The following is a 23,329-nucleotide window of genomic DNA, read 5'->3' on the forward strand; positions in this document are numbered from 1 at the left end:
CCGTGCCCGCCGCGGCACCGGCTTGGGTTTTGCATGTGGACCTCGACCAGTTCCTGGCCTCGGTCGAGTTGCGCCGGCACCCCGAATTGGCCGGGCTACCGGTCATCGTCGGCGGCAGCGGCGATCCGAACGAACCGCGCAAGGTCGTCACCTGCGCCTCCTATGAGGCCCGCGAGTTCGGCGTGCGCGCAGGCATGCCGCTGCGTGCCGCCGCCCGTCGCTGCCCCGAGGCGACCTTCCTGCCCTCCGACCCGGCCGCCTACGACGCGGCGTCCGATCAGGTGATGGGCGTGCTGCGCGACCTTGGGCATCCGGTCGAAGTCTGGGGCTGGGACGAGGCCTATGTGGCGGTGACCGCGCAGGACCCGAGCGAGGTCGCAGAGCAGATCCGCAGCGCCATCTCCAGCGAAACCGGGCTGTCCTGCTCGGTCGGCATCAGCGACAACAAGCAGCGCGCGAAGGTCGCCACGGGCTTCGCGAAACCGGCTGGCGTTTTCGTGCTCACCGACGCGAACTGGATGCCACTGATGGCCGATCGTCCGGTCGACGCGCTGTGGGGCGTGGGGCCCAAGACGGCGAAAAAGCTTGCCGACCTGGATATTACGACGGTATCGCAGCTGGCCCACTGCGATGCGGAGTTGCTGACGGCCACGTTCGGTCCGCGCACCGGGCTGTGGCTGCTGCTGTTGGCCAAGGGCGGCGGCGACGGCCGGGTCAGCGCCGAGCCCTGGGTGCCGCGCTCACGCAGCCACGTCGTCACTTTTCCGCGCGATATCACCGATCGGTCCCAGATGGACACGGCCGTAACCGATTTGGCCAATCGCGCGCTGACGGATGTGCTGGCTGCGGGCCGGGTCGTGACGCGGGTGGCGGTCACCGTGCGAACAGCAACCTTCTACACACGCACCAAGATTCGCAAGCTCGATGAGCCCAGCACCGATCGCGACATCATCGTGGCCGCGGCCCTGCGCGTTCTGGACCTATTCGAACTCGACCGACCGGTCCGCCTGCTCGGGGTGCGCCTCGAGCTGGTCATGCCGGACCAGCTCCGGCGGGGCGGGCCGTAGCGCGCGGGTGAAGATCAGGTTCACCTGGCGCATCGCCACGCTATAGGGCCACCACGCAAGCCTCTTGAACGCATACAACGCGCGGATGTCGATTGACGTGTAGATCAGGTACCGGTTCTTGGCCACCCCGGCCAGGATTTTGTCGGCGGCCTTTTCCGGCGACACGGCATGGCCGGCGAACCGTTTCACCCACCGGTCGACGTTGGGGTCTTCGCGGTCCACGCCGGCGATCTCCACGGTGCCCACCAGCGGGGTGTTCACCGCGCCCGGCACCACGACCGAGACCCCGATGCGGTGCCGCGCCAGGTCGAAGCGCAGCACCTCCGACAGGCCACGCAATCCGTACTTGCTGGCGCTGTAGGCGGCGTGCCACGGCAGGGCCACCAGCCCGGCCGCCGAGGACACGTTGACCAGATGCCCGCCGCGCTTGGCCGCCACCATCGGCGGCACGAAGGTCTCGATGACGTGGATCGGACCCATCAGGTTGATGGCGATCATCTTGCGCCACTGCTCATGGGTCAGCCGGTCGACGGTGCCCCACGCGGATACGCCCGCGATGTTGAGGACGACGTCCATGCTCGGATGCGCGGCGTGGACATCGGCGGCGAACGCGGCCACCTGGTCGTAATCCGCGATGTCCAGCGCCCGATGCTCGGGAACCTGGGCGCCGAGCGCCCGCGCGTCGGCAACGGTTTGTTCGAGGCCTTCGCTGTCGCGGTCAGTCAGATAAAGCTCCGCGCCCTGCGCGGCCAGCCGCAGGGCCGTGGCGCGGCCGATGCCGCTCGCCGCTCCGGTGACAAGGCACCGCTTTCCCGCGAAAGACCGCCCGATTCCCGCCATTGCCGTGACGATACCGGCGGTAACACCGCGCTAGGGACGGCCCGCCCACAGCGCGTGCAGCCACAGCTGCTCGAGGAGGCGCACCCGCCGGTCACGGTCGCTGTCGCGCCCGGTCAGGATCGGGTCGCCGGTCAGCATCAGTGCGGTGGTGCCGGCCAGGGTGCGGATCAGCGTGGGCAGGTCGTCACTGATCGGGCTGGCCGTCCCGGCTTTCATCTCGGCCTCGACTATCCCGACGATCTGGCCCAGCACCACCTCGAACTGCTGATCCAGCAGATCGCGAATCTCGACGTCGGTGTTGCGGGCCTCGTTGCACGCGGTCACCACCGGGTCGTTGTGCGCGTAGACGGCCGCGGCGCTGCCGACCATCCGCTTGGCGAACTGCTCGGGTGACTCGCCGGCCTGCCGGGGGGCGAAATATTCGGTGAGTTCCTCGAGTTCTTCGGCAGCCTCGGCCATGAGCTGTGCCAGCACTGCGTACTTGGAGTCGAAGTAGAAGTAGAAGCCGGATCGGGCCACCCCGGCCCGCAAGCTGATGGTGCTGACGGACAGCTCGGCGAACGGCTTTTCCTGCAGCAGTTCCCGCACCGCCTGCACGATCGCCTGGCGTTGCTTGTCGCCACGCCGTCGCGCGCCCGGCTCTGGAGTGGCGGGGTGGCTGGTCACTCCCTGACCTTGCACCACGCCGCGCAAAAAGCAAACTTGACAGCCGTCAAGTTTTTCAGCGAAGGTATGGGTTTAGTGACGGCCGTCACCGGGAGGGCACGCAAAGGAGCGTTTAATGACCGCCACCATCAGCACCCCGCAGTACCTGCTGGATCAGGCACGGCGCCGGTTCACGCCGTCCATCAACAACTTTCCCGGCATGGGGATCGTCGAGCGCCGGCTGCTGAACACCGATTTCCCGGAGCGCAAGCTCGCCGAGCCACCCCCGGGCAGTGAGCTCAAACCGGTCATCGGCGACGCGGGCCTGCCGGTCATCGGGCACATCATCGAGATGCTGCGCGGCGGTCCGGACTACCTGCTGCACATGTACAAGACCAAGGGTCCGGTGGTCTTCGGGGACTCGCCCGTCCTGCCGGGCGTCGCCGCCTTGGGCCCGGACGCCGCTCAGGTCGTCTACTCCAATCGCAACAAGGACTTCTCCCAGCAGGGATGGGTGCCGGTGATCGGGCCGTTCTTCAACCGCGGCCTGATGCTGCTGGACTTCGAAGAGCACATGTTCCACCGGCGGATCATGCAGGAGGCCTTCATCCGGTCCCGCCTGGTCAGCTACGTCGAGCAGATGGACCAGGTGGTCTCACAGACCGTCGCGGACGACTGGGTGACCAACGACGCTCGGTTCCTGCTCTACCCCGCCATGAAGGAGCTGACGCTCGACATCGCGTCGATGGTGTTCATGGGCCACGAGCCCGGCACCGACCACGAGCTCGTGACCAAGGTCAACAAGGCGTTCGCGGTCACCACCCGCGCGGGCAACGCGATCATCCGCACTTCCGTGCCGCCGTTCACGTGGTGGCGCGGCCTCAAGGCGCGTGAGCTGCTGGAGAACTACTTCCGGGAGCGGGTCAAGGAGCAGCGGGCGAATCCCGGTACCGACCTGCTGTCGGTGTTGTGCCAGACGGAAGACGAGGACGGCAACAAGTTCTCCGACGACGACATCGTCAACCACATGATCTTTTTGATGATGGCCGCGCACGACACCTCCACCTCGACGGTGACCACGATGGCCTACCACCTGGCCCTCCACCCGGAGTGGCAGCAGCGTTGCCGCGAGGAGTCGGATCGGCTGGGCGACGGGCCGCTCGACATCGATTCGCTGGAAAAGCTGGAGACGCTGGATCTGGTGATGAACGAGTCGATCCGCATCGTGACGCCGGTGCAGTGGGCAATGCGCCAGACGGTGCGCGACACGGAGTTGCTGGGCTACTTCATCCCGAAGGGCACCAACGTGATCGCCTACCCCGGCATGAACCACCGGCTGCCCGAATTGTGGACCGACCCACTGAAATTCGATCCCGAGCGGTTCACCGAGCCGCGCAACGAGCACAAGCGCCACCGCTACGCGTTCACGCCGTTCGGCGGCGGCGCGCACAAGTGCATCGGGATGACCTTCGGGCAGTTGGAGATCAAGACGATCCTGCACCGCCTGCTGCGCAAGTATCGGCTGGAGCCGCCCCGCCCGGGCTACAAGTGCGAGTGGGATTACGGCGGCATGCCGGTGCCGAAAGACGGCATGCCGATTGTGTTGCGACCGCTGTAGAACGACCGCAACCAAGCCGCCGCCATCGCGGCAGGGGCGGAGTCGATTAGTGGACCCGGTTAACCGGCCGGCCCCGGTGCGGACTCGAACCGAAGATAGGCCTGGATCGTCGTGCCGGTTCTGGTCGTGTGGGTTCGGACCAAGTCCGAAATGGCGTTGACCAGATACAGGCCGCGGCTCGCGGGGCCGCACGGTCCGGGGTCCAGGCGCCCCACCATTGGGTCGTCGAATCGTCCGGTGTCGCGCGCCTCGCAGACCAGATGCCCATCGTCTTGCCAGAAGGCCAGCCGGCAGGCGCCCCCGGTGTACATCAGGCTGTTGGTGGCCAGCTCCGTGGCGACCAGCTGTAGATCCTCGATGCTCTCCTGGGACAGCCCCATCCACCCCGCGTAGTCGACGGCAAAGGATCGCGCGGGCCGAAGGTCGGCCGACTTGCGGACCATGTACGTGACGGCCCCGGGACCGGCGGCCAGCGGCTGATTGCAGCGTTCCAGGACGTCGCCGGGAGCGTAGTCCGAGCTGCGCTGCGGCACACCGCATTCCCACAGCAGCGGATGTGTGGCGCGCGCATCCGACAGCACGCCTTCGCGGAGCCGGCCCGCATCGTAGAGGCACAGACTGGTCGCCGGGTAGCCGTCCATGGCCTCGTTGACGAGAGCTTCGTGCTCCATGCAGGCGACGAACTCCTCGTCGGTGCGGCCGGGCCACGCGAGCTGGCTGACAATCCGGACTCGCTGGTCCGGGTGCTCGTCGATGAACGCGCCCTGCATCGCCATGAACCGGCTCGGGTTGCGGGCCGACTCGGTGATATCAACCATGCACACATCGGCCGGCGGATCGTCGCCGGCGTACAACCCGTCGCGCAGCAGCGCCAGCGTCTCGGGCGGCAGAGCAAGCAGCACCGCCTCGTCCAGCGCCACACCGTCGCCCACGAAGCGGCCGGCCAAATCCAGAAACTCCTGCTGAGAGTGATAGATGGCTGCGGAGTGGACGAAACCGTATTGCCTGGCTTCGTTGTCCGCCCTCACTTCAGCGCTCTCGCTTTCGATCACTTACGCCAACCCCCTGCTGGCAGGCTGAAGCCTCCCCCTTTTCCAGTACCCACGACGGGCCTTCGCTATGCCGCGCAACGGGTCACATTTAGCTTTGCCTCACTGGCGCGGCCATGGCCGCCGCTCGCGATCGCGCTGTCACAGCCACCACGAGGCGGCAGCGTCGAGATGACGGCGCAGGCGGTAACAGGCAACGCTCTCGTCGGCGGCCTCGACCGCCTCGACAATCCGCTGGTGAGCGTGGTGCACGGCCAGTACGTCCGACCAGGTCGGCAGTGCCTGCCCAGTGCTGGACCAGTGCCGGCGGAACAGCTCGACGATGATCCGCAGGAACAGATCCAGCAGCGCGTTGCCGGCGAGTTGCGCCAGGCCGACGTGGAAGTTGAACTCCTCCGCCATCGCCTGCCGCACAGTCTCGGCCGTCGGCCGGGAGATTTCCGGCAGCCCGGAACGATGGCTGGCCAGAAACGCGGCCACCTCCGACTCGGTCAACCGCTTGACGACCTTGGCCACGTTGTCGATCTCGATGGCGTCGCGGACGCAGCGCAGGTCTTCGCGGCTCGGGCCGCGGTATTGCAGATACAGCGCGATCGTGTCGATGCTGGCCTGTGCCGCGGGCCGGGCGATGACGAGTCCGCCGCCGGGCCCCCGGCGCATGTGGGCTATCGAATGGTATTCGAGCAGCCGCACCGCTTCGCGCAGCACCGCGCGGCTCACCCGATAGCGCTCCAGCAGGGCCGTCTCGGTGCCGAACACCGACCCGACGTGCCAGCCGCTGGCGGCGATGTCGTCGCCGATGGTGGCGGCCAGCATCTCGGCCAGTTTGCCCCGGGACGTTTCGGAATCGAGCCTCCGGCGCGTTTTACGCCCCCCGCTGCCGTCGCCGGCGTGATGCTGCTGCAGCCAGCCCGTCACGGCCTCGACGTGCCGCTCGGACAGCGTCTTGGCGCGCGCCGAATCGCCGGCCGTGACGGCGGCGACGATCGCGGAGTGATGCGCGTGCAAATGGTCGACCGCCTCGATGGCCTCGGTCGCCGAATCCGTTCGCGACGCCAAGGCGTAGCGGGTGGTGAGCCGCATCAGGACATTGATAAACAGTTGCAGCACAGGGTTTTTGGATTGCTCGGCCAGCGCGATGTGAAACTCGTCGCGCGGCGCCGGTAGGCCGGGCTTCCATCGCTCCTCGGCGTGCAGCACCCCCCGCAGCCGCGCGATGCCGGCCTCGTCGATGCGCTCGGCGGCGAGGGAGGCCGCCAGCGGCTCGAGTACCAGGCGCGCGTTGAGTAAGTCGCCCAGCGTCGTGCCCAGGTATCCGAGATAGATGACGACGGCGCGGGTGGCGGGCCCCGCATCCGGCTCGCAGACGTACAACCCGCCGTGCGGGCCGCGACGCATCCGCGCGACCTGATGGTGTTCGACCAGGCGAACGGCCTCCCGCAGCACCGATCGGCTGACGCCGAAGCGCTGCTGCAAAGCCTGTTCGGAGCCCAGCGATTCGCCCACTGCCCAGCCGCGGCGGACGATATCGGCTTCGATGTCGCGGGCGAGGACCGAGGCGAGCTTGTTCGCCTGGCCGGTCCGTGGGTCCTCAGTCATCCGAGCTCGATCGCGCTCGTCGTCAACAGGTCAGCAGCATGCACCCCGCGACGGGCCCGCCGCCGACGGAGACGACGCCCACCTCGGGGCGACGCGACACCTGCCGCTCCCCCGCGTCGCCGCGCAACTGCAGGCATCCTTCGTGCAGCGCCCAGTAGCCGTGCATGCGCCCCGCCGAGAGCTGGCCGCCGTAGGTGTTCAGCGGCAGGTGCCCGTCGCGGGCGATCCGTTCCCCGCCCTCGACGAACGGGCCGCCCTCGCCGTCGCCGCAGACCCCGAGCGCTTCCAGCCACGCCAAGGTGAGATAGGTGAAGCCGTCGTACAACTCGGCGACCTGGAGGTCGGCCGGCTTCAATTCGGTCCGCGACCACATCTGCGCCGCGGCATCCGACATCGCCATCTTCGGGTAGTCCGCACGGTGAAACCAGCCGCCGGCACCGTCGGACCCGCCGATCGCCTCCACCTTCACCGCTCGGTGCGGACAGTCGGCTGCGTACTCCGCGTGCGACACCACCACCGCGATCGAGCCGTCGATCGGAACGTCGCAGTCCAGCAGGCCGAGCGGGGTGGACACCAGCCGCGCACCCAGGTAGTCGGCCATCGTCATCGGATCCCGATACACCGCACGGGGATTCGATGCCGCGTTGCGCCTGCCATTGAGCGCGATCCAGCCCAGCTGCTCTTTGGTGGTCCCGTACAGGTCCATGTGGCGCCGGCAGTTGAGCGCCAGCCAATTGGCGGCCGAATAGGCATGCGCCGCAACCAGATCGTTGACGTCGTCCATCGCACCGACGGCGGGTTTGGGCTCACCTTCGGGTGTCTCGAACATCCGCGCCAACGGGGGCGCGGGCGCGTTCTCGTCCTGCTTGACCGGGACCGTTCCGCCGAGCATTTGTATCGTCCGGTACACCACGACGTGGCGGGCGCGGCGTTCGGCGACCGCGCGACATGCCGACATCACCGGCGAAAGCAGGCCGCCGGTGCCGAAGCCCGACCCGCAGTCCGCGGCATCGATGCGCAACTGGGCGTTGACGTCCGCCGCGGGTGTGTCACCCAGGGTGGCGATGCCGTCGATGTCGGTCGGGGTCAGCCCGGCGTCCTCGATGGCGGCGCGCACCGCCTCCATGGTCAACTCCAGGCCCGGGATGCCGGTGCGGCGGCCGATTCGTGAGATCCCGATGCCGGACAGGATCGCGTCTTTGTCGAAATGCGTCATGCACACCGCCCGTCAGACCACACCCACCGCCGCGTTGAATCAATTGAGTGTACTGTATTCGTCGTGTCAGAGGGGCCGCTGCTCATCGAGTACTGCGACGAGTGCGCGCGCTGGGTGCATCCCGCCAGCGGCCAATGTCGCGAGTGCGGCGCCACGCTGGAGGCGCGCGAAGTGTCGGGTCGGGGCACCGTGTTCACCTATACGGTGAATCATCACCCTTACAACCCGGAGATCCCAACCCCGTACGTCATCGCCATCGTCGAGCTGGCCGAACAGAGCGGGCTGCGGGTCGCCGCCAATATCGTTGACTGCGAACCGGATTCGGTGAGCTGCGGCATGTCCGTCACTCTGCGACCGGAACGTGGCAGCGGCGGCGCGGCGCAGTTCGCGCCGGCTTGACCGTCGCGGCCTAGTTGATCAGCGGGTCACGCGGCATGCCGAGGATCCGCTCGGCGATCTGATTGCGCGTCACTTCCGACGTGCCACCCGCGATCGCCATGCCGCGCGCGCCCATCATCAGTCGCCCGGCCAGGGCCCCGGGACCATCGGTCAGCGCGACGTCGGGACCCAGCAGCGCCGCCATGATCGCTGCGCCTTCGACCATGTGCTCGGCCAGCTTCAGCTTGGTGACGTTGCCCTCCGGGCCCGGGCCCGCGCCTTCGACGCTGCGCGCGGCCCGACGCAGGTTCAGCAGGCGCAGCGCGGTCTCCTCGGCCAGATATGAGCCGACTCGAATTCGCCCGCCCGCCAACCGCTCCGGGCGTTGCTCAGTGAGCTGCACCAGCTGGTCGGCCAGCCCCTCGTAGAACGATCCGCTGCCGCCGATGCTGACCCGCTCGTTGCCCAGCGTTGCCCGCGCGACGGTCCAGCCGGAGTTGGGTGTCCCCACGACGTCCTCGTCGGGGACGAACAGGTCATTGAAGAAGACCTCGTTGAAGTCCGAGCCGCCGGTCATCTGCCGCAGCGGCCGCACCTCCACCTCGGGGGCCTTCATGTCGACGATCACCGTCGTGATGCCGGCATGCTTCGGGGCGTCGGGGTCCGTACGCACCGTGGCCAGGCCGCGCGCGCAGTAGTGCGCCCCGCTGGTCCACACCTTCTGGCCGTTGATCTTCCAGCCGCCGTCCACCCGGGTGGCGCGCGTCTTGATGGACGCGGCGTCCGAACCCGCGTCGGGCTCGGAGAACAGCTGGCACCAGATTTCGTCCTTGCGCAGCGCCTTCTCCACGAATCGTTCGATCTGCCAAGGCGTTCCGTGCTGGATCAGGGTCAGGATCACCCAGCCGGTGATCCCGTAGTCGGGCCGCTTGATGCCGGCCGCGCGGAACTCCTCGTCGATCACCAGCTGCGCCACCGCGTCGGCCGCCCGCCCCCACGGCTTGGGCCAGTGCGGCATCACGTAGCCGGTCTCGATCAGCTTGTCGCGCTGCGCCTCTTTGTCCAGGGCGGCGATCTCGGTGGCGTCGGCGCGGATGCCGGTGCGCAGTTCTTCGGCTTCCGGCGGCAGGTCGAGGCTGTTCTCGCGGGCGGCGCCTGCGGCGGTGCGCTCGAAAACGTCAGCGGCCGGCGCGTCGCCACCGAACAGTGCCGCGCTCACCACCGCCCTGCGCAGGTGCAGATGCGCGTCGTGCTCCCAGGTGAAGCCGATGCCGCCGTGCACCTGGATGTTGAGTTCGGCATTGCGGACGTATGCCGGGAAGGCCAGCGCGGCGGCCACGGCGGCGATCAGCCGGAATTGCTCCTCGTCCTCGGTGGCCGCGCGGGCGGCGTCCCACACAGCCGCTATCCCGGACTCCGCGCCCACCAACATGTTGGCGCAGTGATGCTTGATTGCCTGAAAAGTGGCGATGGTGCGCCCGAATTGCTGGCGCACCTTTGCGTAGTCGACGGCGGCGTCGACGCAGTCCGACGCCCCGCCCACCGCCTCGGCGGCCAGCAACGTGCGGGCGCGGGCCAACGCCGATTGGCGTGCCCCGGTCAGGACGTCGTCGTCGGACACCCGCACGTTGCGCAGGCGGACGCGTCCGGATCGGCGCGTCGGATCGAAGTTCTCCGGCACCTCGACCGAGACACCCTCGCGGCCACGTTCGACCACCAGCACGTCGTCACCCGCGGCGATCAGCAGCAGCTCGGCCAGCCCGGCGCCCAGGACGATTCCGGCCTCGCCGTCGGCCGCGCCGTCGGCCACGTGGACCTGGCCGTCCAGCCCGACGCCCGCGGTGACGGTTCCGTCGATCAGGCCGGGCAGCAGCCGCGACTTCTGTTCGGCGGTACCGTCTTTGGCGATCACCGCAGACGCGATGACGGTGGGTACGAAGGGCCCGGGCGCGACCGCGCGGCCGAGTTCTTCGATCACCACGACGAGTTCGGGCAACCCGAATCCCGAGCCGCCGTACTCCTCGTCGATGTGCAGACCGAGCCATCCGAGCTCGACCAGGTTCTGCCAGAACCCGGGGCGTGGCTCGTCGGAGGCGTCGAGCAGCGATCGCGCCGCCCAGCGTGCCTTCTGCGAGGTCAAAAACCCGCGGGCGACGTCGGCGAGTTCACGATGGTCGTCGGTTATTGCGATACCCATGAGGGCCCTCCTCGCGCGCATGCCAGCTGGTTTTGATTGTCCCGCTCCGCTCGGACCGCCGCGCGGCCCGCATCGTCGGAGCTGAAGCTGGGTGGCCTGCCCCGCTTCGAGGGGAAGCGGGGCGGCTGCCTAAAGAGTGTACTTAATGCGGGGAGGGTTCCAATGGGGGGCGTCTACTTCGGCGCGAACCGCTGCCCGGCGTCCAGGCGCAGGCATTGGCCGTTGAGCATCGGGTTGTCCACGATGGCCGCGGCCAGCTTTGCGTACTCCTCGGGGCGGCCCAGGCGCTTCGGGAACGCCGCGTCCTTAGTCAGGGCCGCCACGTATTCGTCCGGGATGCCCTGGGTCAGTCCGGTGGCGAACAGGCTGGGAGCGATGGCAAGCACCCGGATGCCCAGGGAGCCCAAATCACGCGCCATGGTCAGGCACATGCCGGCGATACCGGCCTTGGCGGCGGTGTAGGCGACCTGCCCGATCTGGCCCTCGAACGCCGCGATCGACGCGGTGTTGATGATGACGCCGCGCTCCTCGTCCTCGGGCTCGTTCTTGGCCATGTGCGCGGCGGCCAGCCGGCTGATGTTGAAACTGGCGATCAGGTTGAGGTCGATCACGGACTGAAAGGACTCTAGGTCGTGCGGACCGCTCTTGGTCATCGTGCGCTTGGCGATACCACCGCCCGCGGTGGTGATGATGACGTGTAGACCGCCGAGCTTGTCGACCGCGGCCTGCAGCGTCTCCTCGGTGCCGGTGAAGTCGGTGACGTCGACCGGGTAGAAAGTTCCGCCGACACCCTCGGCAACGGTCTTACCGTCGGAGCCCTCGCGGTCGAGGATGGCGACATCCGCACCGCGTTCGTGCAGCAGCTCGGCGCTGGCACGGCCCATTCCCGATGCACCGCCGATGACGACGACCTTCTTCCCGCTGATCTCCATCCGCGCGTCTCCTTTGTGGTTGTCAGAATCCCTGCGATCTGTAACGTTACGTAGGCACGCTAGCGTGTCCGTTCTTCAGGCCTGTCACCGAGCCATGCCAAGCTGGCAACCGTGCTTCTCCTCGACGTCGCAACGACGTCTGACGACGTCGGCAGCACATCGTCGCGGCTGACCAAAGTCGCCCGGATCGCCGACCTGCTATCCCGTGCCGCACCCGATGCCGCGGTGGTCGCGATAGTGGTGTCGTGGCTTTCCGGTGATTTGCGGCAGCGCCAGATTGGTGTGGGGTGGGCGGCGCTGCGCTCGCGCCCGCCGGCGGCAACCCACCCGTCGCTGACCGTCGCCGGCGTCGATGCGACCTTCTCGGACATCGGCGCCGTGTCGGGCACTGGCGCGCAAGCGCGCCGCGCCGCGCTCCTGAGCACCCTGTTCGCCGCCGCCACCGAGACCGAGCAGACGTTTCTGTTGCGGCTCCTCGGCGGCGAACTACGCCAGGGCGCCCTGGCCGGCATCATGGCCGACGCGGTGGCGAAGGCGGCGGGCATCCCGGCCGCCGCGGTGCAGCGCGCCGCGATGCTGGGCGGGGACCTGCCTGCGGTGGCGGCGGCGACCCTCTCCGGTCCCTTGTCCGGCTCGGCCTCGGCGCTGGACGCGTTCACCATGCGGGTGGGCCGGCCGGTCGGTCCGATGCTGGCGCAGACCGCGGCGAGCGTGGCCGATGCGATTGAACGCCACGGCGGGCAGGCGATCTTCGAAGCCAAGCTGGACGGCGCGCGGGTACAGATCCACCGCGCCGGTGACGAGGTCACCGTCTACACCAGGAGCCTGGACGATGTCACCGCCCGGCTGCCCGAAGTGGTGGAGGCGACGCTGGCACTGCCGGTGGACAACCTCATCGCCGACGGCGAGGCCATCGCGCTGCGGCCCGATAACCGGCCGCACCGTTTCCAGGTGACCGCCTCACGATTCGGCCGCTCCGTCGACATCGCCGCAGCTGTTGCCGCGCAACGTCTTTCGGTGTTCTTTTTCGACATCCTGCACCGGGACGGCGTCGACCTGCTCGACGCGCCGACCGCCGAGCGGCTGACCGCGCTCGACGCTTTGGTGCCGCCGGCGCAGCGGGTCGACCGGCTGCTCACCGCCGACCCCGCGGAGGCGGGCGCCTTCCTGGACGCGACGCTGGCCGCCGGCCACGAGGGCGTGATGGCCAAGGCCCCCGACGCGCCGTATCAGGCGGGCCGCCGCGGAGCGGGCTGGCTGAAGGTCAAGCCGGTGCACACACTGGATCTGGTGGTGCTCGCGGTGGAGTGGGGGTCGGGGCGCCGGCGCGGCAAGCTCTCCAACATCCACCTGGGCGCACGCGATCCGGCCAACGGCGAATTCATCATGGTGGGAAAGACTTTCAAGGGCATGACCGACGCCATGCTGGAATGGCAGACCGCCCGGTTCAGCGAACTCGCGATCGCCGGAACGGACGGTTACGTCGTTCACGTGCGGCCCGAGCAGGTGGTCGAAATCGCTGTCGATGGCGTCCAGAAATCGTCGCGCTACCCCGGCGGGCTGGCGCTGCGCTTCGCCCGCGTGGTGCGCTATCGCGACGACAAGAGCCCGGCCGAAGCCGACACCATCGACGCCGTGCGTGCGCTGTACTGAACCGGGCTTTCTGGACAGGCGCAGTTGGTTCCGCGCGCGTAGGGTTTCCGCCGTGGCGGTCAAGGGGCACGGCGACGGCGTCAGCTACATCCATACCGACGAAGACCTGCCACCGGTCGCCATCATCGACCGCTCCCCCGTCACCGCGCGGCACAAGATCGTGTTCGCCGTCATCGCGGTGCTCGGCGCCGTCGCTTGGGCGATCATCGCGTTCGCCCGGGGCGAGACGGTCAACGCGGTATGGATTGTCGTCGCGGCGATCTGTACGTACATCATCGGATACCGGTTCTATGCGCGGTTGATCGAGATGAAGATCGTCCGCCCGCGCGACGACTACGCCACGCCGGCCGAGTTCCTCGAGGACGGCACCGACTTCGTCCCGACCGACCGCCGGGTGCTGTTCGGCCATCATTTCGCCGCCATTGCCGGGGCCGGTCCGCTCGTCGGCCCGGTGCTGGCCATGCAGATGGGCTACCTGCCGGGCAGCATCTGGATCGTCATCGGCGCGGTATTCGGCGGCTGCGTGCAGGACTACCTGGTGTTGTGGATCTCCACCCGCCGGCGTGGCCGTTCCCTCGGAGAGATGGTCCGCGACGAACTGGGCGCCGCGGGCGGGGCCGCCGCCCTGGTCGGGGTCCTCGTCATCATGGTGATCCTGATCGGGGTGCTGGCGCTGATCGTGGTGAGGGCCCTGGCCCAGAGCCCATGGGGCGTGTTCTCCATAGCCATGACCATCCCCATCGCCGTGTTCATGGGTTGTTACCTGCGATTTTTGCGTCCCGGGCGCGTATCGGAGGTATCACTGATCGGCTTCGCGCTGCTGCTGCTCGCGGTGGTGTCCGGCACTTGGGTCGCCGAAACGCCTTGGGGCGCATCCTGGTTCACGCTGTCGCCGGTCACCCTGTGCTGGTGTCTGATCGGCTACGGTTTCGCCGCGTCCGTGCTGCCCGTCTGGCTGCTCCTGGCGCCGCGCGACTACCTGTCGACGTTTATGAAGGTCGGCGCCATCGGGCTGCTCGCCGTCGGCGTCTGCATCGCACGGCCGGACATGCACGCGCCCGCGATCTCGCAGTTCGCCACCAGGGGCAACGGCCCGGTGTTCGCGGGCTCGCTATTCCCGTTCTTGTTCATCACCATCGCGTGCGGCGCGCTGTCCGGATTTCACGCGCTGATCTCGTCCGGGACGACGCCCAAGCTGCTGGAGAAGGAAAGCCAGATGCGGCTGATCGGCTACGGCGGCATGATCACCGAGTCGTTCGTTGCCGTCATGGCACTCATTACGGCGTCGATCATCAACCAGCATCTGTACTTCACCATCAACGCGCCGGCGGCGCGGACCGGTGGCACCGCGGCCACCGCCGCCCAGTACGTCAACGGGCTCGGGTTGCCGGGCGCCCCGACGACCGCGGACCAGATCAGCCAGGCCGCCGGCAGCGTCGGCGAGAAGTCGATCGTGTCGCGCACCGGTGGAGCACCGACGCTGGCCTGGGGAATGGCCGACGTGCTGCAGCGTGTGTTCGGCGGCACGGGACTCAAGTCCTTCTGGTACCACTTCGCGATCATGTTCGAGGCGCTGTTCATCCTGACTACCCTCGACGCGGGCACCCGCGTCAACAGCTTCATGCTCTCCGGCGCGCTGGGCAACCTCGGCGGCCCGCTGGCCAAGCTGCAAAACCCGAGTTGGCGCCCCGGCGTCTGGGGTTGCAGCCTGGCCGTCGTCGCCGCGTGGGGCGGCATCCTGCTGATGGGCGTGAGCGACCCGCTCGGCGGCATCAACACGCTGTTTCCGCTGTTCGGTATCGCCAACCAGCTGCTCGCCGGGATCTCATTGACCGTCATCACCGTGGTGGTCATCAAGAAGGGCCAGCTGAAGTGGGCGTGGATTCCGGGGGCTCCCCTGCTATGGGATCTTGCGGTCACGCTGACCGCGTCGTGGCAGAAGATCTTCTCCGAAGATCCCGCCGTCGGCTACTGGACGCAACACTCGAAGTATTTGGCGGCCAAGCAAGCGGGCAAGGCGGCGTTCGGTTCGGCGAAGAACGCGCATCAGCTCGACGAGGTCATCCGGAACACCTTCATCCAGGGCACGCTGTCGATCCTGTTCGCGCTCACCGTCGTGATCGTGGTGCTCGCCGGAGTCGTGGTCGCGCTCGGGGCAATTCGCGGACCGGCCAGTAAGTTGAGCCGGCCCTTGACCGAGGACGACCCGGTGCCGTCGAGGCGGTTCGCGCCCGCTGGCATGATTCCCACGGCCGCGGAGCGAGGGGTGCAGCGGCAATGGAACCGGCCGCCGGCGTCGACCCCTGGGGTCGTCGGCGCTCAGGAGCGTTGACGGTACCTGCCGACATGCGGTAGTCGGCCGCGCACAAATAGGTAGTCAACTACGCGTGCGTACCCGTGATCGCCGACCGTACGTTGAGTCCATCACCGGCCGACCTCTCTGGTCCGCGGGATCGCAACACAAAGAAGGTGGACGAAATGCTGGTCACGCCAACGGGACTCCGGACCGCACCCCTTACCCAGCCGATTCCGCAGCCGTCCGCGGCGGCGCCCGCCGTCGAGGCGGCACCCGCAGAGGTACTGATCAGTACCCAGCAGGTGCTCTTCGACTCCGCCGTCGCCGCGCGGACGCGCCGCGCCCCGCTCGGCGGCCGGATCGCCGCCGCGCTGCGGCGGATGGCGGCGGATGCGAATCAGCCGCGGCACCCCTACCTGAGGCATTACGCCTACCTCGAGACCGCCCGCATGGCACGCGAAATGGACAGGCTGTGAACGCCATCGTCAGCGTCGCCTGCGTCGGCCTGATGATGCTGCTCGCAGTGGGGACCTACAACCTGCAGTGGTGGCTCGAACGCTACGACTACGAGCGCCATTTCGAGGACTGACCGAATTCGGCGGGCACGCCGCGCGAAAGGTCGTGCCGAAGTCAGCGGCGCGGTCCTAAACTTGCGCGATGAGAGTCGGTATCGACTTTGGCACCACCCACACCGTCGTCGCGGCCGTCGACCGAGGCAACTATCCCGTCGTCTCCTTCGAGGGCGTGGATGCGTGGCCGTCGCTCGTCGCCGCCAATGCCGCCGGGCAGTTGCGCTTCGGCGCAGCGGCCGCGGCCGTCCGCCACGAACCGGGTTGGTCGGTGCTGCGCTCGTTCAAGCGTTTACTCAACGACGCCGGACCCCAAACCGGGGTCACCCTGGCCGGGCGCGACTATCGGCTGGCCGACCTCCTCACCGGCTTCCTGGCCCAGCTGAAAGCCGATCTGCGGCGACACTCGAACGTCGCCCTGGCCCCGGGCGAACCCATCGAAGCCGCGATCAGCGTGCCGGCCAACGCCTCGAGCGCCCAGCGCCTACTGACCCTCGATGCCTACGTGGCGGCCGGTTTTCACGTCGTCGCGCTGCTGAACGAGCCGTCCGCCGCCAGCCTCGAATACGCCCACCGGTACCGGTCCACCATCACCGCCAGACGCGAATACGTCCTCATCTACGACTTGGGCGGCGGCACCTTCGACGCGTCGCTGCTGAAAATGACCGGGCACGCGAACGAGGTCGTCATCAGCGAGGGCATCCAGCGCCTCGGCGGTGACGACTTCGATGACGCGATCGTCGAGCTGGTGCTGGCCGGCGCGAGCCTGCCCGGCCTCGACGCCGCCCAGCGCGGCCTGCTCGCCGAGGAGTGCGCCGCCCGCAAGGAGGCGGTCGGGCCGCAGACGCGCCGCTTCCTGGTGGACCTCTCCACCGTCGATCGGCCCCCGTTTTCCTGCCCCATCGACGACGTCTACTCGGTGTGTGCGCCGCTGGTCGACCAGACGACGGGGTTGCTCGAGCGGGTCCTGCACGATCCGGCGCGGGGCCACAAGGACGTGGACCTCTCGGAGGTGGCCGGCATCTACGTCGTCGGCGGGGCCGGGGGCTTTCCGCTGGTATCTCGGATGTTGCGCAGCACCTTCGGCGAGAAGCGGGTCAAACGCTCGCCGCACCCCTTCGCCGCCACGGCGATCGGACTCGCCGTCTTTCTGGACAAGGAGTCCGGTTTCGCGCTGTCCGAACGCTTCTCGAGGAATTTCGGGGTTTTCCGGGAGGCCGAGGCCGGCGCCGGGGTCGTCTTCGACCCGATCGTGTGCAAGGACGTTTCACTTCCCGCCGACGGGAAATCCCCGCTGGTGGTGAAACGAACGTATCGGGCGGCACACAACATCGGACACTTCCGGTTCGTGGAATGCAGCCGCCTGGTCAACGGGCGGCCTGACGGCGACGTCACGCCGTATGACCCGGTGCTGTTCCCGTTCGACCCGGCCCTGCGCGACCGGGCCGACCTCAGGCGTCAGCCGGTCGGTCGCTGGAAGGACGGGCCCGATGTCGAGGAGCGCTACGTCATCACCCCTAGCGGCGCCGTGGAAGTGACCTTGACGACGCGGCCGGCCGGGTTCGAACGCACCTTCCGCTTGGAGCGGCGCGCGTCCGCGAGTTGACGAGCCATTCCGCCATGCAGCTATACGACGTGATGCGAACAACCTTCGCGGCACGGGAATTCACCGCCGATCCGCTGCCCGACGAGGTGCTGGGGCGCATCTTCGACAACGCTCGGTTCGCTCCCAGCGGCGGCAACAGGCAGGGCGCGCATGTCACCGTGGTGCGCGACGAAACCGTCCGGCGCCGGCTGGCCGAACTCGGCAAGCCAGCCGCTCGCCGCTACTTCGCCCAGCTGCAGGCGGGCGAAAACCCGTGGAATTCGGTCCATCCCAGTGGCGTGCCGCAAGAGGACATCGACGCGACCGAGATCCCCGACACCTTCGTTGCACCGATCGCCAAAGCGCCTGTGGTTCTTGTCGTTTCGGTGGACCTGACCGTTGTCGCCGCCATCGATCAGGGTCTCGACCGCGTCGGCATCGCGGGTGGGGCATCGGTCTACCCGTTGATCTGGAACATCTTGCTCGCCGCACGCAGCGAGGGCTACGGCGGCACCATCACGACGATGGCCATCGCAGCCGAAGAACACGTCCGCCAACTACTGGGTATTCCCGACATGCACGCGGTTGCCGCGGTCGTGCCCCTCGGAAAACCGGTGCGCCAGCTGAACAAACTGCGCCGCCGGCCGGTCACGGAGTTCATCACTCGCGATCGGTTCGACGGTCCGCCTTTTGACGGTTGACGTGGGTTCGCAGCGATAGCGTGAAACTCATGACCGAGATAGATCTGGACACCCTGTCGACTCCGGAACACGGCTACACCGTCGACGACCGGGACGACGACGACCCGGTCCTGCTCGACGGGGAGGGCAACCACGTTGAAACGTTGCGCGAGCGTTACCCCTACGACCATCGGATGCCGCGCGACGAGTACGAGCGGCTGAAGCGACGGCTGCAAATCGAGCTGCTGAAATTGCAGAAGCACAACAAGCGCACCGGCGGTAGGCATGTGATCGTGTTCGAGAGGCGCGACGCGGCCGGAAAAGGCGGAACCATCCAGCGATTCATGGAGCACCTGAATCTGCGCAACGCGCGGGTGGTGGCGCTGGAGAAGCCGACCGAGCAGGAGAGGACGCAGTAATATTTCCAGCGCTATATCAACCATCTGCCGTCCGGCGGCGAGATGGTGCTGTTCGACCGTTCTTGGTACAACCGGGCCGGCGTCGAGAAGGTGATGGGATTCTGCACCCCGGAGCAGTACGCCGAATTCATCCAGCAGGCTCCGCCGTTCGAACAGATGCTGGTCGACAACGGGATCATCCTGACCAAGTTCTGGTTCTCCGTATCGCCGGCCGAACAGCGCACCCGGTTCGCCGTCCGGTTGGTGGATCCGGTGCGACAGTGGAAGTTCTCCCCCCATGGACATCGAATCGGTGAACAGGTGGGATGACTACACCGCCGCGAAGGAGGCGATGTTCGATGCGACCGACACCGACGTCGCTCCATGGATCGTGGTGCGAAGCAACGACAAGAAGCGCGCCCGGATCAACGCCATGCGGTACCTGCTCGCCAACACCTACTACGAGGACAAGGACGATGAGGTGGTGGGCGAGCCGGATCCGCAGATCGTGGGCCGGGCGTTGACTGACTGAGGTCGGCGCCCCCGAGCCCGCTCTGACTCAGGTGTTCCACGTCGTCAGGTCGCGGGTCAGGATGCCGTTGTCGTCGCAGTAGCGCGCATAGCGGTCGATGGATGTCTTATGGTTTTCTTGCCAGAGGAGCTTGTTGTCCTGATCGAGGAACAGCAACTCACCCACCATGTAAAAGAAGATCTCCGAGTCCTCGAAAGCTTCAGGAGTATGTGAGGAGCCGGCAACTTCGTAGAGAGTGTCGCCCCCGCGGGCGACCCACTCGCTCTCCTTATAACGCCAGGCTCCGCTAACGGTGTGCGCGACAACGATTCCGGTGTGGTAATGCGTCCCAAGCTCCACGTTGGCGGGCACTTTCATGGAGACGATAATCTCCGCTCGGACCGGGTCGACCTTCCAGTACTTCAGGAAGACTTGGTCGCTCAGCGGTGTGAACGGTATCCACGGGTTAGCTGCGCCGCTCATGTAATTGACGTCGAGTTCCTGCAGAGTTTTCACGACTCCTCCTAGTTTTTCGATCGGAACCGCTGGGGGCGGCTAGGTGCAGACGCTAGGAGTCCGGCTGCAGATCCGCTCGGGCTATGGCAACAGAGTTCAACGACGCGTTTGTGTCGTCATCACAGTCCAGCATCCGCCGGGTGGGTCAACCCGCGCAGCGCGGGCAGCAACTCGAGGGCGACCGACAGGTCAAGGACGTTGAAGTCGATTGGCCGGCCGAGCAATTCCTCGGCTTGGTTGACCCGATAACCGACCGTGTTGGGATGTACGCTAAGGCGTTGCGCGGCCCTGGCGGGGCTCCGATTCTCTTCGAGATACACCGCGAGCGTGTTGGCTATCCGATGCGTCGTTTCATCGTTGGCCGCCAGGGGCCCCAGGATTCTTTTGACGAATGCGACGGCTTGCGCGCCGTCCGCGCTGGCCAGCGCCGCGACCGCAACGTGGCGATAGCACGTCACGACCAAGGCACGATCGCCCAGCAGCAAGGCAACTCGATGAGCGTGCGAGGCCTCGGTATAGGTGTGGCGAAAGCCGCTGATCCCCCAACCCGGTTCGCCGACAGCAACCCAAACGCCGTCTGGCAAGGCTGACTTGCCGCGGCCAAGCACCATATCCAGCTCGGCGGTGGTGAATGACTGCGACCGGCTGATCCAGCCGGCGACGTCCTTCGCGCCGACGGGATGGAACATGTTGCTTTCCGCCGAAGCAGCGCGAGCGAGCTGCGCCATAGCGTCGGTCAAAGTCGTCTGTGCATTGGTGTCATCAAGCTTCGAAACCAGCCATGCTCTGACGCCAACATGGTGGCGATTGATGTCGTAGCGCAGCCGTTTGGATGCACGCTGCGGATCGTCTTCGCGTTCGTTGAGGATGTCTCCGATCGCCGCCACGCGCGCGGCGGCCGCGCCACCCATCCACGCCTCTCGCTCAATCTCGTAACTGTGCTCGGCCTTGGTCAGCACGTCATCGCAGAAAGCGAAGAGCCAGTTGGTGGCCAAAGCGAGCGCCCGCGCAAGGTCGGCGGTCGTCGCGGTCGCAATGATTTGCTCGAACAGCCACTGCCACGTGAGTTCCTGCGCGAGGCGCACGGAACGCATGAGATCAAGCAGCGGGATGCCCCTCTGCACGCCAGAGCGGGCGATCGCCGCCGTCGCCGGGGCGAGGTCGAATCGCCGCGGGTCGTCTCCTGTCGCCAAGCACTGTGCTATGAGTCGGAGACTGGCTTCCACGCTGGCGAGCTCCTCGTCCACGGCAGACTCGTCGGGCACGACCTTCGGCACTTCGGCTTTGTAACGTTCGACGATGCATCTAGCTAACTGCGGTGCGCACTTCTGCATCTCGGCAGCAACTGGGATGATCACCTTTTGCCACGCTGTACGGGCACGCGCCTCCTGTAATGGTCGCCAGACGGGCTCCATATCGGCAGAATCTAATCCGGATGTGTTGTCGGCACAACGACCTGGCAAACGGCGGTTTCGCGGCGACGGGAAAGGAGACGTCTAATGTCCACCTGGCTCATCACCGGATGCTCGACCGGGCTCGGTCGAGCGCTCGCCCAGGCCGTCATCGGCGCCGGACACAACGCTGTCGTCACCGCGCGCGACGACGCCGCTGTCGCTGACCTTGCCGAGTCGGCACCCGAGCGGGTACTCGCCGTCGCCCTCGACGTCACCAAACCAGCGCAGGTCACTTCCGCGGTGCAGCAGGCGCAACAGCGGTTCGATCACGTCGACGTGTTGGTCAACAATGCGGGCTACGGGTATCGCGCCGCGGTCGAGGAAGGCGACGACGACGAGGTCCGCACGTTGTTCGAGACACACTTCTTCGGCACAGTCGCCATGATCAAGGCCGTACTCCCCGACATGCGTGCACGCCGCAGCGGCGCCATCGTGAACGTTTCGTCGATCGGGGCGCAGTTGACGCCGGTGGGTTCCGGCTACTACTCGGCGGCCAAGGCCGCGATCGAAGGCATCAGTGGGGCCCTTCGCGGCGAGCTTGCGCCGCTGGGCATTTCGGTGACCATCGTCGAGCCCGGCGCGTTCCGCACCGACTTCGCCGGACGTTCCCTGGTCCAGTCGGCCACCGTCATCGATGACTACGCCGCGACCGCTGGGCAGCGTCGCAAGGAGAACGACACCATGCATGGCAATCAGCCCGGCGACCCCGCCAAGGCGGGCAACGCCATCATCGCGGCCGTCGAATCGCCTGAGCCACCGGCATTCTTGTTGCTCGGGCCCGACGCGTTGGCCGCCTATCGCTACAAAGCGGACGCGCGGGCAGCCGAGATCTCACAGTGGGAAGAGCTCGCCAGCGGCACCGACTTCACCTGAGGCCTAGCCGCGCACCTGGGACAAAACGTCGCGCTGCCACGCCGCGAAGAACCCGTCCATGTCGGGGCCGATCTGCTGCACGTAGATCTCGTCGACGTCGGCGTCGATGTACTCGCGGACCTGGGCGACGTGCTTGTCGGGGTCGGGGCCGCAGGCCACGCTCTCGGCAACGGTCTCGGGGGGCACCAGCGACTGCAGGGCGGCGAAATCCTTGGGCCGAGGCAGGATTTGAGAAGTCTGACCGGGCAGTCCCTCGTTGGCCCACAACCGGTGTGCGGTCTTCAGCGCGGCGTCGGCGTCGGCGTCCCAGCAGACCTTGGTACCACCCTGCACCGGCTTGTCGCCGCCGCCGGACTCCCGAAATTGCCTGACCAGGTCGCCGTCGGGCATGGCGATGCTATATCCGTCGCCGATGCGGGCGGCCAGTTCCACCGCCTGTGGGCCGAACGCGGAGACGTAGATCGGCACCGGCTGTTCCGGCCGGGTGTAGACCTGCGCTTCCTGCACCTCGTAGTGCTTGCCGTGGTGGCTTACCTCACCACCCTTGTGCAGCTTGCGAATCACCTCGATCGACTCCTCCAGCATCTCGAGGCGGACACCGGCGGACGGCCAGGGATCGCCCAGGATGTGTTCGTTGAGGGCCTCGCCACTGCCCACCCCGAGCACGAAGCGTCCGTCGAGTTGCACGGCCGCGGTGGCCGACGCCTGCGCGATGATCGCCGGGTGGATGCGGATGGTCGGACACGTGACGGCGGTGCTGACCGGCAGCGACGTCGCCTCCGACAGCGCACCGATCACTCCCCACACGAACGGGCTCTGGCCCTGCTCGTCGTTCCAGGGGTGATAGTGATCTGAGATCCACAACGCCTCGAATCCGGCGTCCTCGGCACGCTTGGCCTGGTCGACGAGTTCCTTCGGGCCGAATTGCTCGCAGGTGAGAAAGTATCCGATCTTGGTCATGGCGCCGGGCTACCCGCTGCTGCCCCGGTTATGCGCGTGTTGACCGCGCCGATCCCGCTGCGCGCGGTAAGCGGGTCCGACCGAGGCCGGCGCACGTTCACCGCCCCCGACGCGCGGCGGCGCGAGTCATGCAGCGAGCCAAGGCTTTCCACTTCTGCGCGATTCCGGCGGGTGAACACGATGTCCGGGTCGCGCCACGGAAGGGCCGTGTCGAGTGCCCCATCCGATCCCAGGGCCGGCGGGTGCGGGTGATCAGAGAAACGCGCCCAGCGCACGCGAGAACAGCTTCGCTA

Annotated in this window: 19 protein-coding genes and 1 pseudogene; 10 read left to right on the top strand and 10 right to left on the bottom strand. The window is 67.3% G+C overall.

Translation table 11 applies throughout. The annotated features are described in order from the left end of the window. The first annotated feature begins 2 nt into the window (after positions 1-2). On the top strand, positions 3-1,067 hold the full coding sequence (locus tag AC5Y4H_RS12000; protein ID WP_499982030.1) for a DNA polymerase IV: 1,065 nt from the start codon (positions 3-5) through the stop codon (positions 1,065-1,067). Here AC5Y4H_RS12000 and AC5Y4H_RS12005 read toward each other — a convergent pair. Next, the gene (locus AC5Y4H_RS12005; RefSeq protein WP_499981813.1) at positions 981-1,907 is read right to left on the bottom strand and encodes an SDR family oxidoreductase; all 927 of its coding nucleotides are present in this window, start codon (positions 1,905-1,907) and stop codon (positions 981-983) included. The two genes, AC5Y4H_RS12000 and AC5Y4H_RS12005, sit on opposite strands and share 87 nt — an antisense overlap. Before the next feature lie 30 nt (positions 1,908-1,937). Continuing rightward, positions 1,938-2,573: a TetR/AcrR family transcriptional regulator gene (locus AC5Y4H_RS12010; RefSeq protein ID WP_499981816.1), complete on the bottom strand. Its 636-nt coding sequence runs from the start codon at positions 2,571-2,573 to the stop codon at positions 1,938-1,940. Positions 2,574-2,688: 115 nt separating this feature from the next. Here AC5Y4H_RS12010 and AC5Y4H_RS12015 point away from each other — a divergent pair, with 115 nt between their 5' ends. Continuing rightward, the gene (locus AC5Y4H_RS12015) at positions 2,689-4,170 is read left to right on the top strand and encodes a cytochrome P450 (protein WP_499981820.1); all 1,482 of its coding nucleotides are present in this window, start codon (positions 2,689-2,691) and stop codon (positions 4,168-4,170) included. Between the two features lie 59 nt (positions 4,171-4,229). Here AC5Y4H_RS12015 and AC5Y4H_RS12020 read toward each other — a convergent pair whose 3' ends face one another. From AC5Y4H_RS12020 to AC5Y4H_RS12030, 3 genes are all read right to left on the bottom strand, one after another. Continuing rightward, on the bottom strand, positions 4,230-5,222 hold the full coding sequence (locus AC5Y4H_RS12020; RefSeq protein ID WP_499981822.1) for an anti-sigma factor RsbA family regulatory protein: 993 nt from the start codon (positions 5,220-5,222) through the stop codon (positions 4,230-4,232). Positions 5,223-5,360: 138 nt separating this feature from the next. Next, the gene (locus tag AC5Y4H_RS12025) at positions 5,361-6,818 is read right to left on the bottom strand and encodes a FadR/GntR family transcriptional regulator (protein ID WP_499981824.1); all 1,458 of its coding nucleotides are present in this window, start codon (positions 6,816-6,818) and stop codon (positions 5,361-5,363) included. Positions 6,819-6,840: 22 nt separating this feature from the next. After that, complete coding sequence (locus AC5Y4H_RS12030; protein ID WP_499981826.1) at positions 6,841-8,034, bottom strand: thiolase family protein; 1,194 nt, start codon at positions 8,032-8,034, stop codon at positions 6,841-6,843. A 63-nt stretch (positions 8,035-8,097) separates the two neighbouring features. Between AC5Y4H_RS12030 and AC5Y4H_RS12035 the strand changes: the two genes are divergently transcribed. Then, complete coding sequence (locus AC5Y4H_RS12035) at positions 8,098-8,433, top strand: Zn-ribbon domain-containing OB-fold protein (RefSeq protein WP_499981828.1); 336 nt, start codon at positions 8,098-8,100, stop codon at positions 8,431-8,433. A 10-nt stretch (positions 8,434-8,443) separates the two neighbouring features. On the opposite strand, the gene AC5Y4H_RS12040 is transcribed toward AC5Y4H_RS12035, so the two are convergent. Continuing rightward, positions 8,444-10,609, bottom strand: coding sequence for an acyl-CoA dehydrogenase family protein (locus AC5Y4H_RS12040; RefSeq protein ID WP_499981830.1), 2,166 nt, complete (start codon positions 10,607-10,609; stop codon positions 8,444-8,446). A 173-nt stretch (positions 10,610-10,782) separates the two neighbouring features. Further along, positions 10,783-11,541 carry an SDR family NAD(P)-dependent oxidoreductase gene (locus AC5Y4H_RS12045; protein ID WP_499981831.1) on the bottom strand — a complete coding sequence of 253 codons (759 nt, stop codon included), beginning with the start codon at positions 11,539-11,541 and terminating at the stop codon, positions 10,783-10,785. 111 nt (positions 11,542-11,652) lie between these two features. Here AC5Y4H_RS12045 and AC5Y4H_RS12050 point away from each other — a divergent pair, with 111 nt between their 5' ends. The 6 genes and pseudogenes from AC5Y4H_RS12050 to ppk2 all read left to right on the top strand — a co-directional run bounded on the left by AC5Y4H_RS12050 (position 11,653) and on the right by ppk2 (position 19,254). Continuing rightward, positions 11,653-13,194: an ATP-dependent DNA ligase gene (locus AC5Y4H_RS12050; protein WP_499981833.1), complete on the top strand. Its 1,542-nt coding sequence runs from the start codon at positions 11,653-11,655 to the stop codon at positions 13,192-13,194. 52 nt (positions 13,195-13,246) lie between these two features. Then, positions 13,247-15,526 carry a carbon starvation CstA family protein gene (locus tag AC5Y4H_RS12055; protein ID WP_499981837.1) on the top strand — a complete coding sequence of 760 codons (2,280 nt, stop codon included), beginning with the start codon at positions 13,247-13,249 and terminating at the stop codon, positions 15,524-15,526. 146 nt (positions 15,527-15,672) lie between these two features. Next, positions 15,673-15,966, top strand: a complete 294-nt coding sequence (locus tag AC5Y4H_RS12060; protein WP_499981839.1) for a hypothetical protein — start codon at positions 15,673-15,675, stop codon at positions 15,964-15,966. A gap of 181 nt (positions 15,967-16,147) precedes the next feature. Next, a complete protein-coding gene (locus AC5Y4H_RS12065; RefSeq protein ID WP_499981842.1) occupies positions 16,148-17,665 on the top strand; it encodes an Hsp70 family protein in 1,518 nt (505 codons plus the stop codon). Positions 17,666-17,679: 14 nt separating this feature from the next. Then, complete coding sequence (locus AC5Y4H_RS12070; RefSeq protein WP_499981843.1) at positions 17,680-18,345, top strand: nitroreductase family protein; 666 nt, start codon at positions 17,680-17,682, stop codon at positions 18,343-18,345. A 29-nt stretch (positions 18,346-18,374) separates the two neighbouring features. Continuing rightward, positions 18,375-19,254: pseudogene (ppk2, locus tag AC5Y4H_RS12075) on the top strand (polyphosphate kinase 2). A 27-nt stretch (positions 19,255-19,281) separates the two neighbouring features. Here the strand turns inward: ppk2 and AC5Y4H_RS12080 are convergent. Together AC5Y4H_RS12080 and AC5Y4H_RS12085 are read right to left on the bottom strand one after the other, a co-directional pair. After that, positions 19,282-19,749 carry a 2,4'-dihydroxyacetophenone dioxygenase family protein gene (locus AC5Y4H_RS12080; protein WP_499981845.1) on the bottom strand — a complete coding sequence of 156 codons (468 nt, stop codon included), beginning with the start codon at positions 19,747-19,749 and terminating at the stop codon, positions 19,282-19,284. A gap of 119 nt (positions 19,750-19,868) precedes the next feature. Further along, complete coding sequence (locus AC5Y4H_RS12085) at positions 19,869-21,164, bottom strand: PucR family transcriptional regulator (protein WP_499981847.1); 1,296 nt, start codon at positions 21,162-21,164, stop codon at positions 19,869-19,871. 84 nt (positions 21,165-21,248) lie between these two features. On the opposite strand from AC5Y4H_RS12085, the gene AC5Y4H_RS12090 reads away from it, so the two are divergent. Next, positions 21,249-22,076 carry an oxidoreductase gene (locus AC5Y4H_RS12090; protein WP_499981851.1) on the top strand — a complete coding sequence of 276 codons (828 nt, stop codon included), beginning with the start codon at positions 21,249-21,251 and terminating at the stop codon, positions 22,074-22,076. Positions 22,077-22,079: 3 nt separating this feature from the next. Here the strand turns inward: AC5Y4H_RS12090 and AC5Y4H_RS12095 are convergent, their stop codons facing one another. Then, positions 22,080-23,036 carry an LLM class F420-dependent oxidoreductase gene (locus AC5Y4H_RS12095; protein WP_499981854.1) on the bottom strand — a complete coding sequence of 319 codons (957 nt, stop codon included), beginning with the start codon at positions 23,034-23,036 and terminating at the stop codon, positions 22,080-22,082. Between the last annotated feature and the right edge of the window lie 293 nt (positions 23,037-23,329).

The sequence above is a fragment of the Mycobacterium sp. NGS58 genome (genome assembly GCF_059812385.1).

Coding starts and splice junctions, on each gene's coding strand:
- AC5Y4H_RS12070 (WP_499981843.1), top strand. CDS start 17,680: ATGCAGCTATACGACGTGATGCGAACAACCTTCGCGGCACGGGAATTC.
- AC5Y4H_RS12005 (WP_499981813.1), bottom strand. CDS start 1,907: ATGGCGGGAATCGGGCGGTCTTTCGCGGGAAAGCGGTGCCTTGTCACC.
- AC5Y4H_RS12045 (WP_499981831.1), bottom strand. CDS start 11,541: ATGGAGATCAGCGGGAAGAAGGTCGTCGTCATCGGCGGTGCATCGGGA.
- AC5Y4H_RS12025 (WP_499981824.1), bottom strand. CDS start 6,818: ATGACTGAGGACCCACGGACCGGCCAGGCGAACAAGCTCGCCTCGGTC.
- AC5Y4H_RS12090 (WP_499981851.1), top strand. CDS start 21,249: ATGTCCACCTGGCTCATCACCGGATGCTCGACCGGGCTCGGTCGAGCG.
- AC5Y4H_RS12060 (WP_499981839.1), top strand. CDS start 15,673: ATGCTGGTCACGCCAACGGGACTCCGGACCGCACCCCTTACCCAGCCG.
- AC5Y4H_RS12095 (WP_499981854.1), bottom strand. CDS start 23,036: ATGACCAAGATCGGATACTTTCTCACCTGCGAGCAATTCGGCCCGAAG.
- AC5Y4H_RS12015 (WP_499981820.1), top strand. CDS start 2,689: ATGACCGCCACCATCAGCACCCCGCAGTACCTGCTGGATCAGGCACGG.
- AC5Y4H_RS12085 (WP_499981847.1), bottom strand. CDS start 21,164: ATGGAGCCCGTCTGGCGACCATTACAGGAGGCGCGTGCCCGTACAGCG.
- AC5Y4H_RS12040 (WP_499981830.1), bottom strand. CDS start 10,609: ATGGGTATCGCAATAACCGACGACCATCGTGAACTCGCCGACGTCGCC.
- AC5Y4H_RS12030 (WP_499981826.1), bottom strand. CDS start 8,034: ATGACGCATTTCGACAAAGACGCGATCCTGTCCGGCATCGGGATCTCA.
- AC5Y4H_RS12065 (WP_499981842.1), top strand. CDS start 16,148: ATGAGAGTCGGTATCGACTTTGGCACCACCCACACCGTCGTCGCGGCC.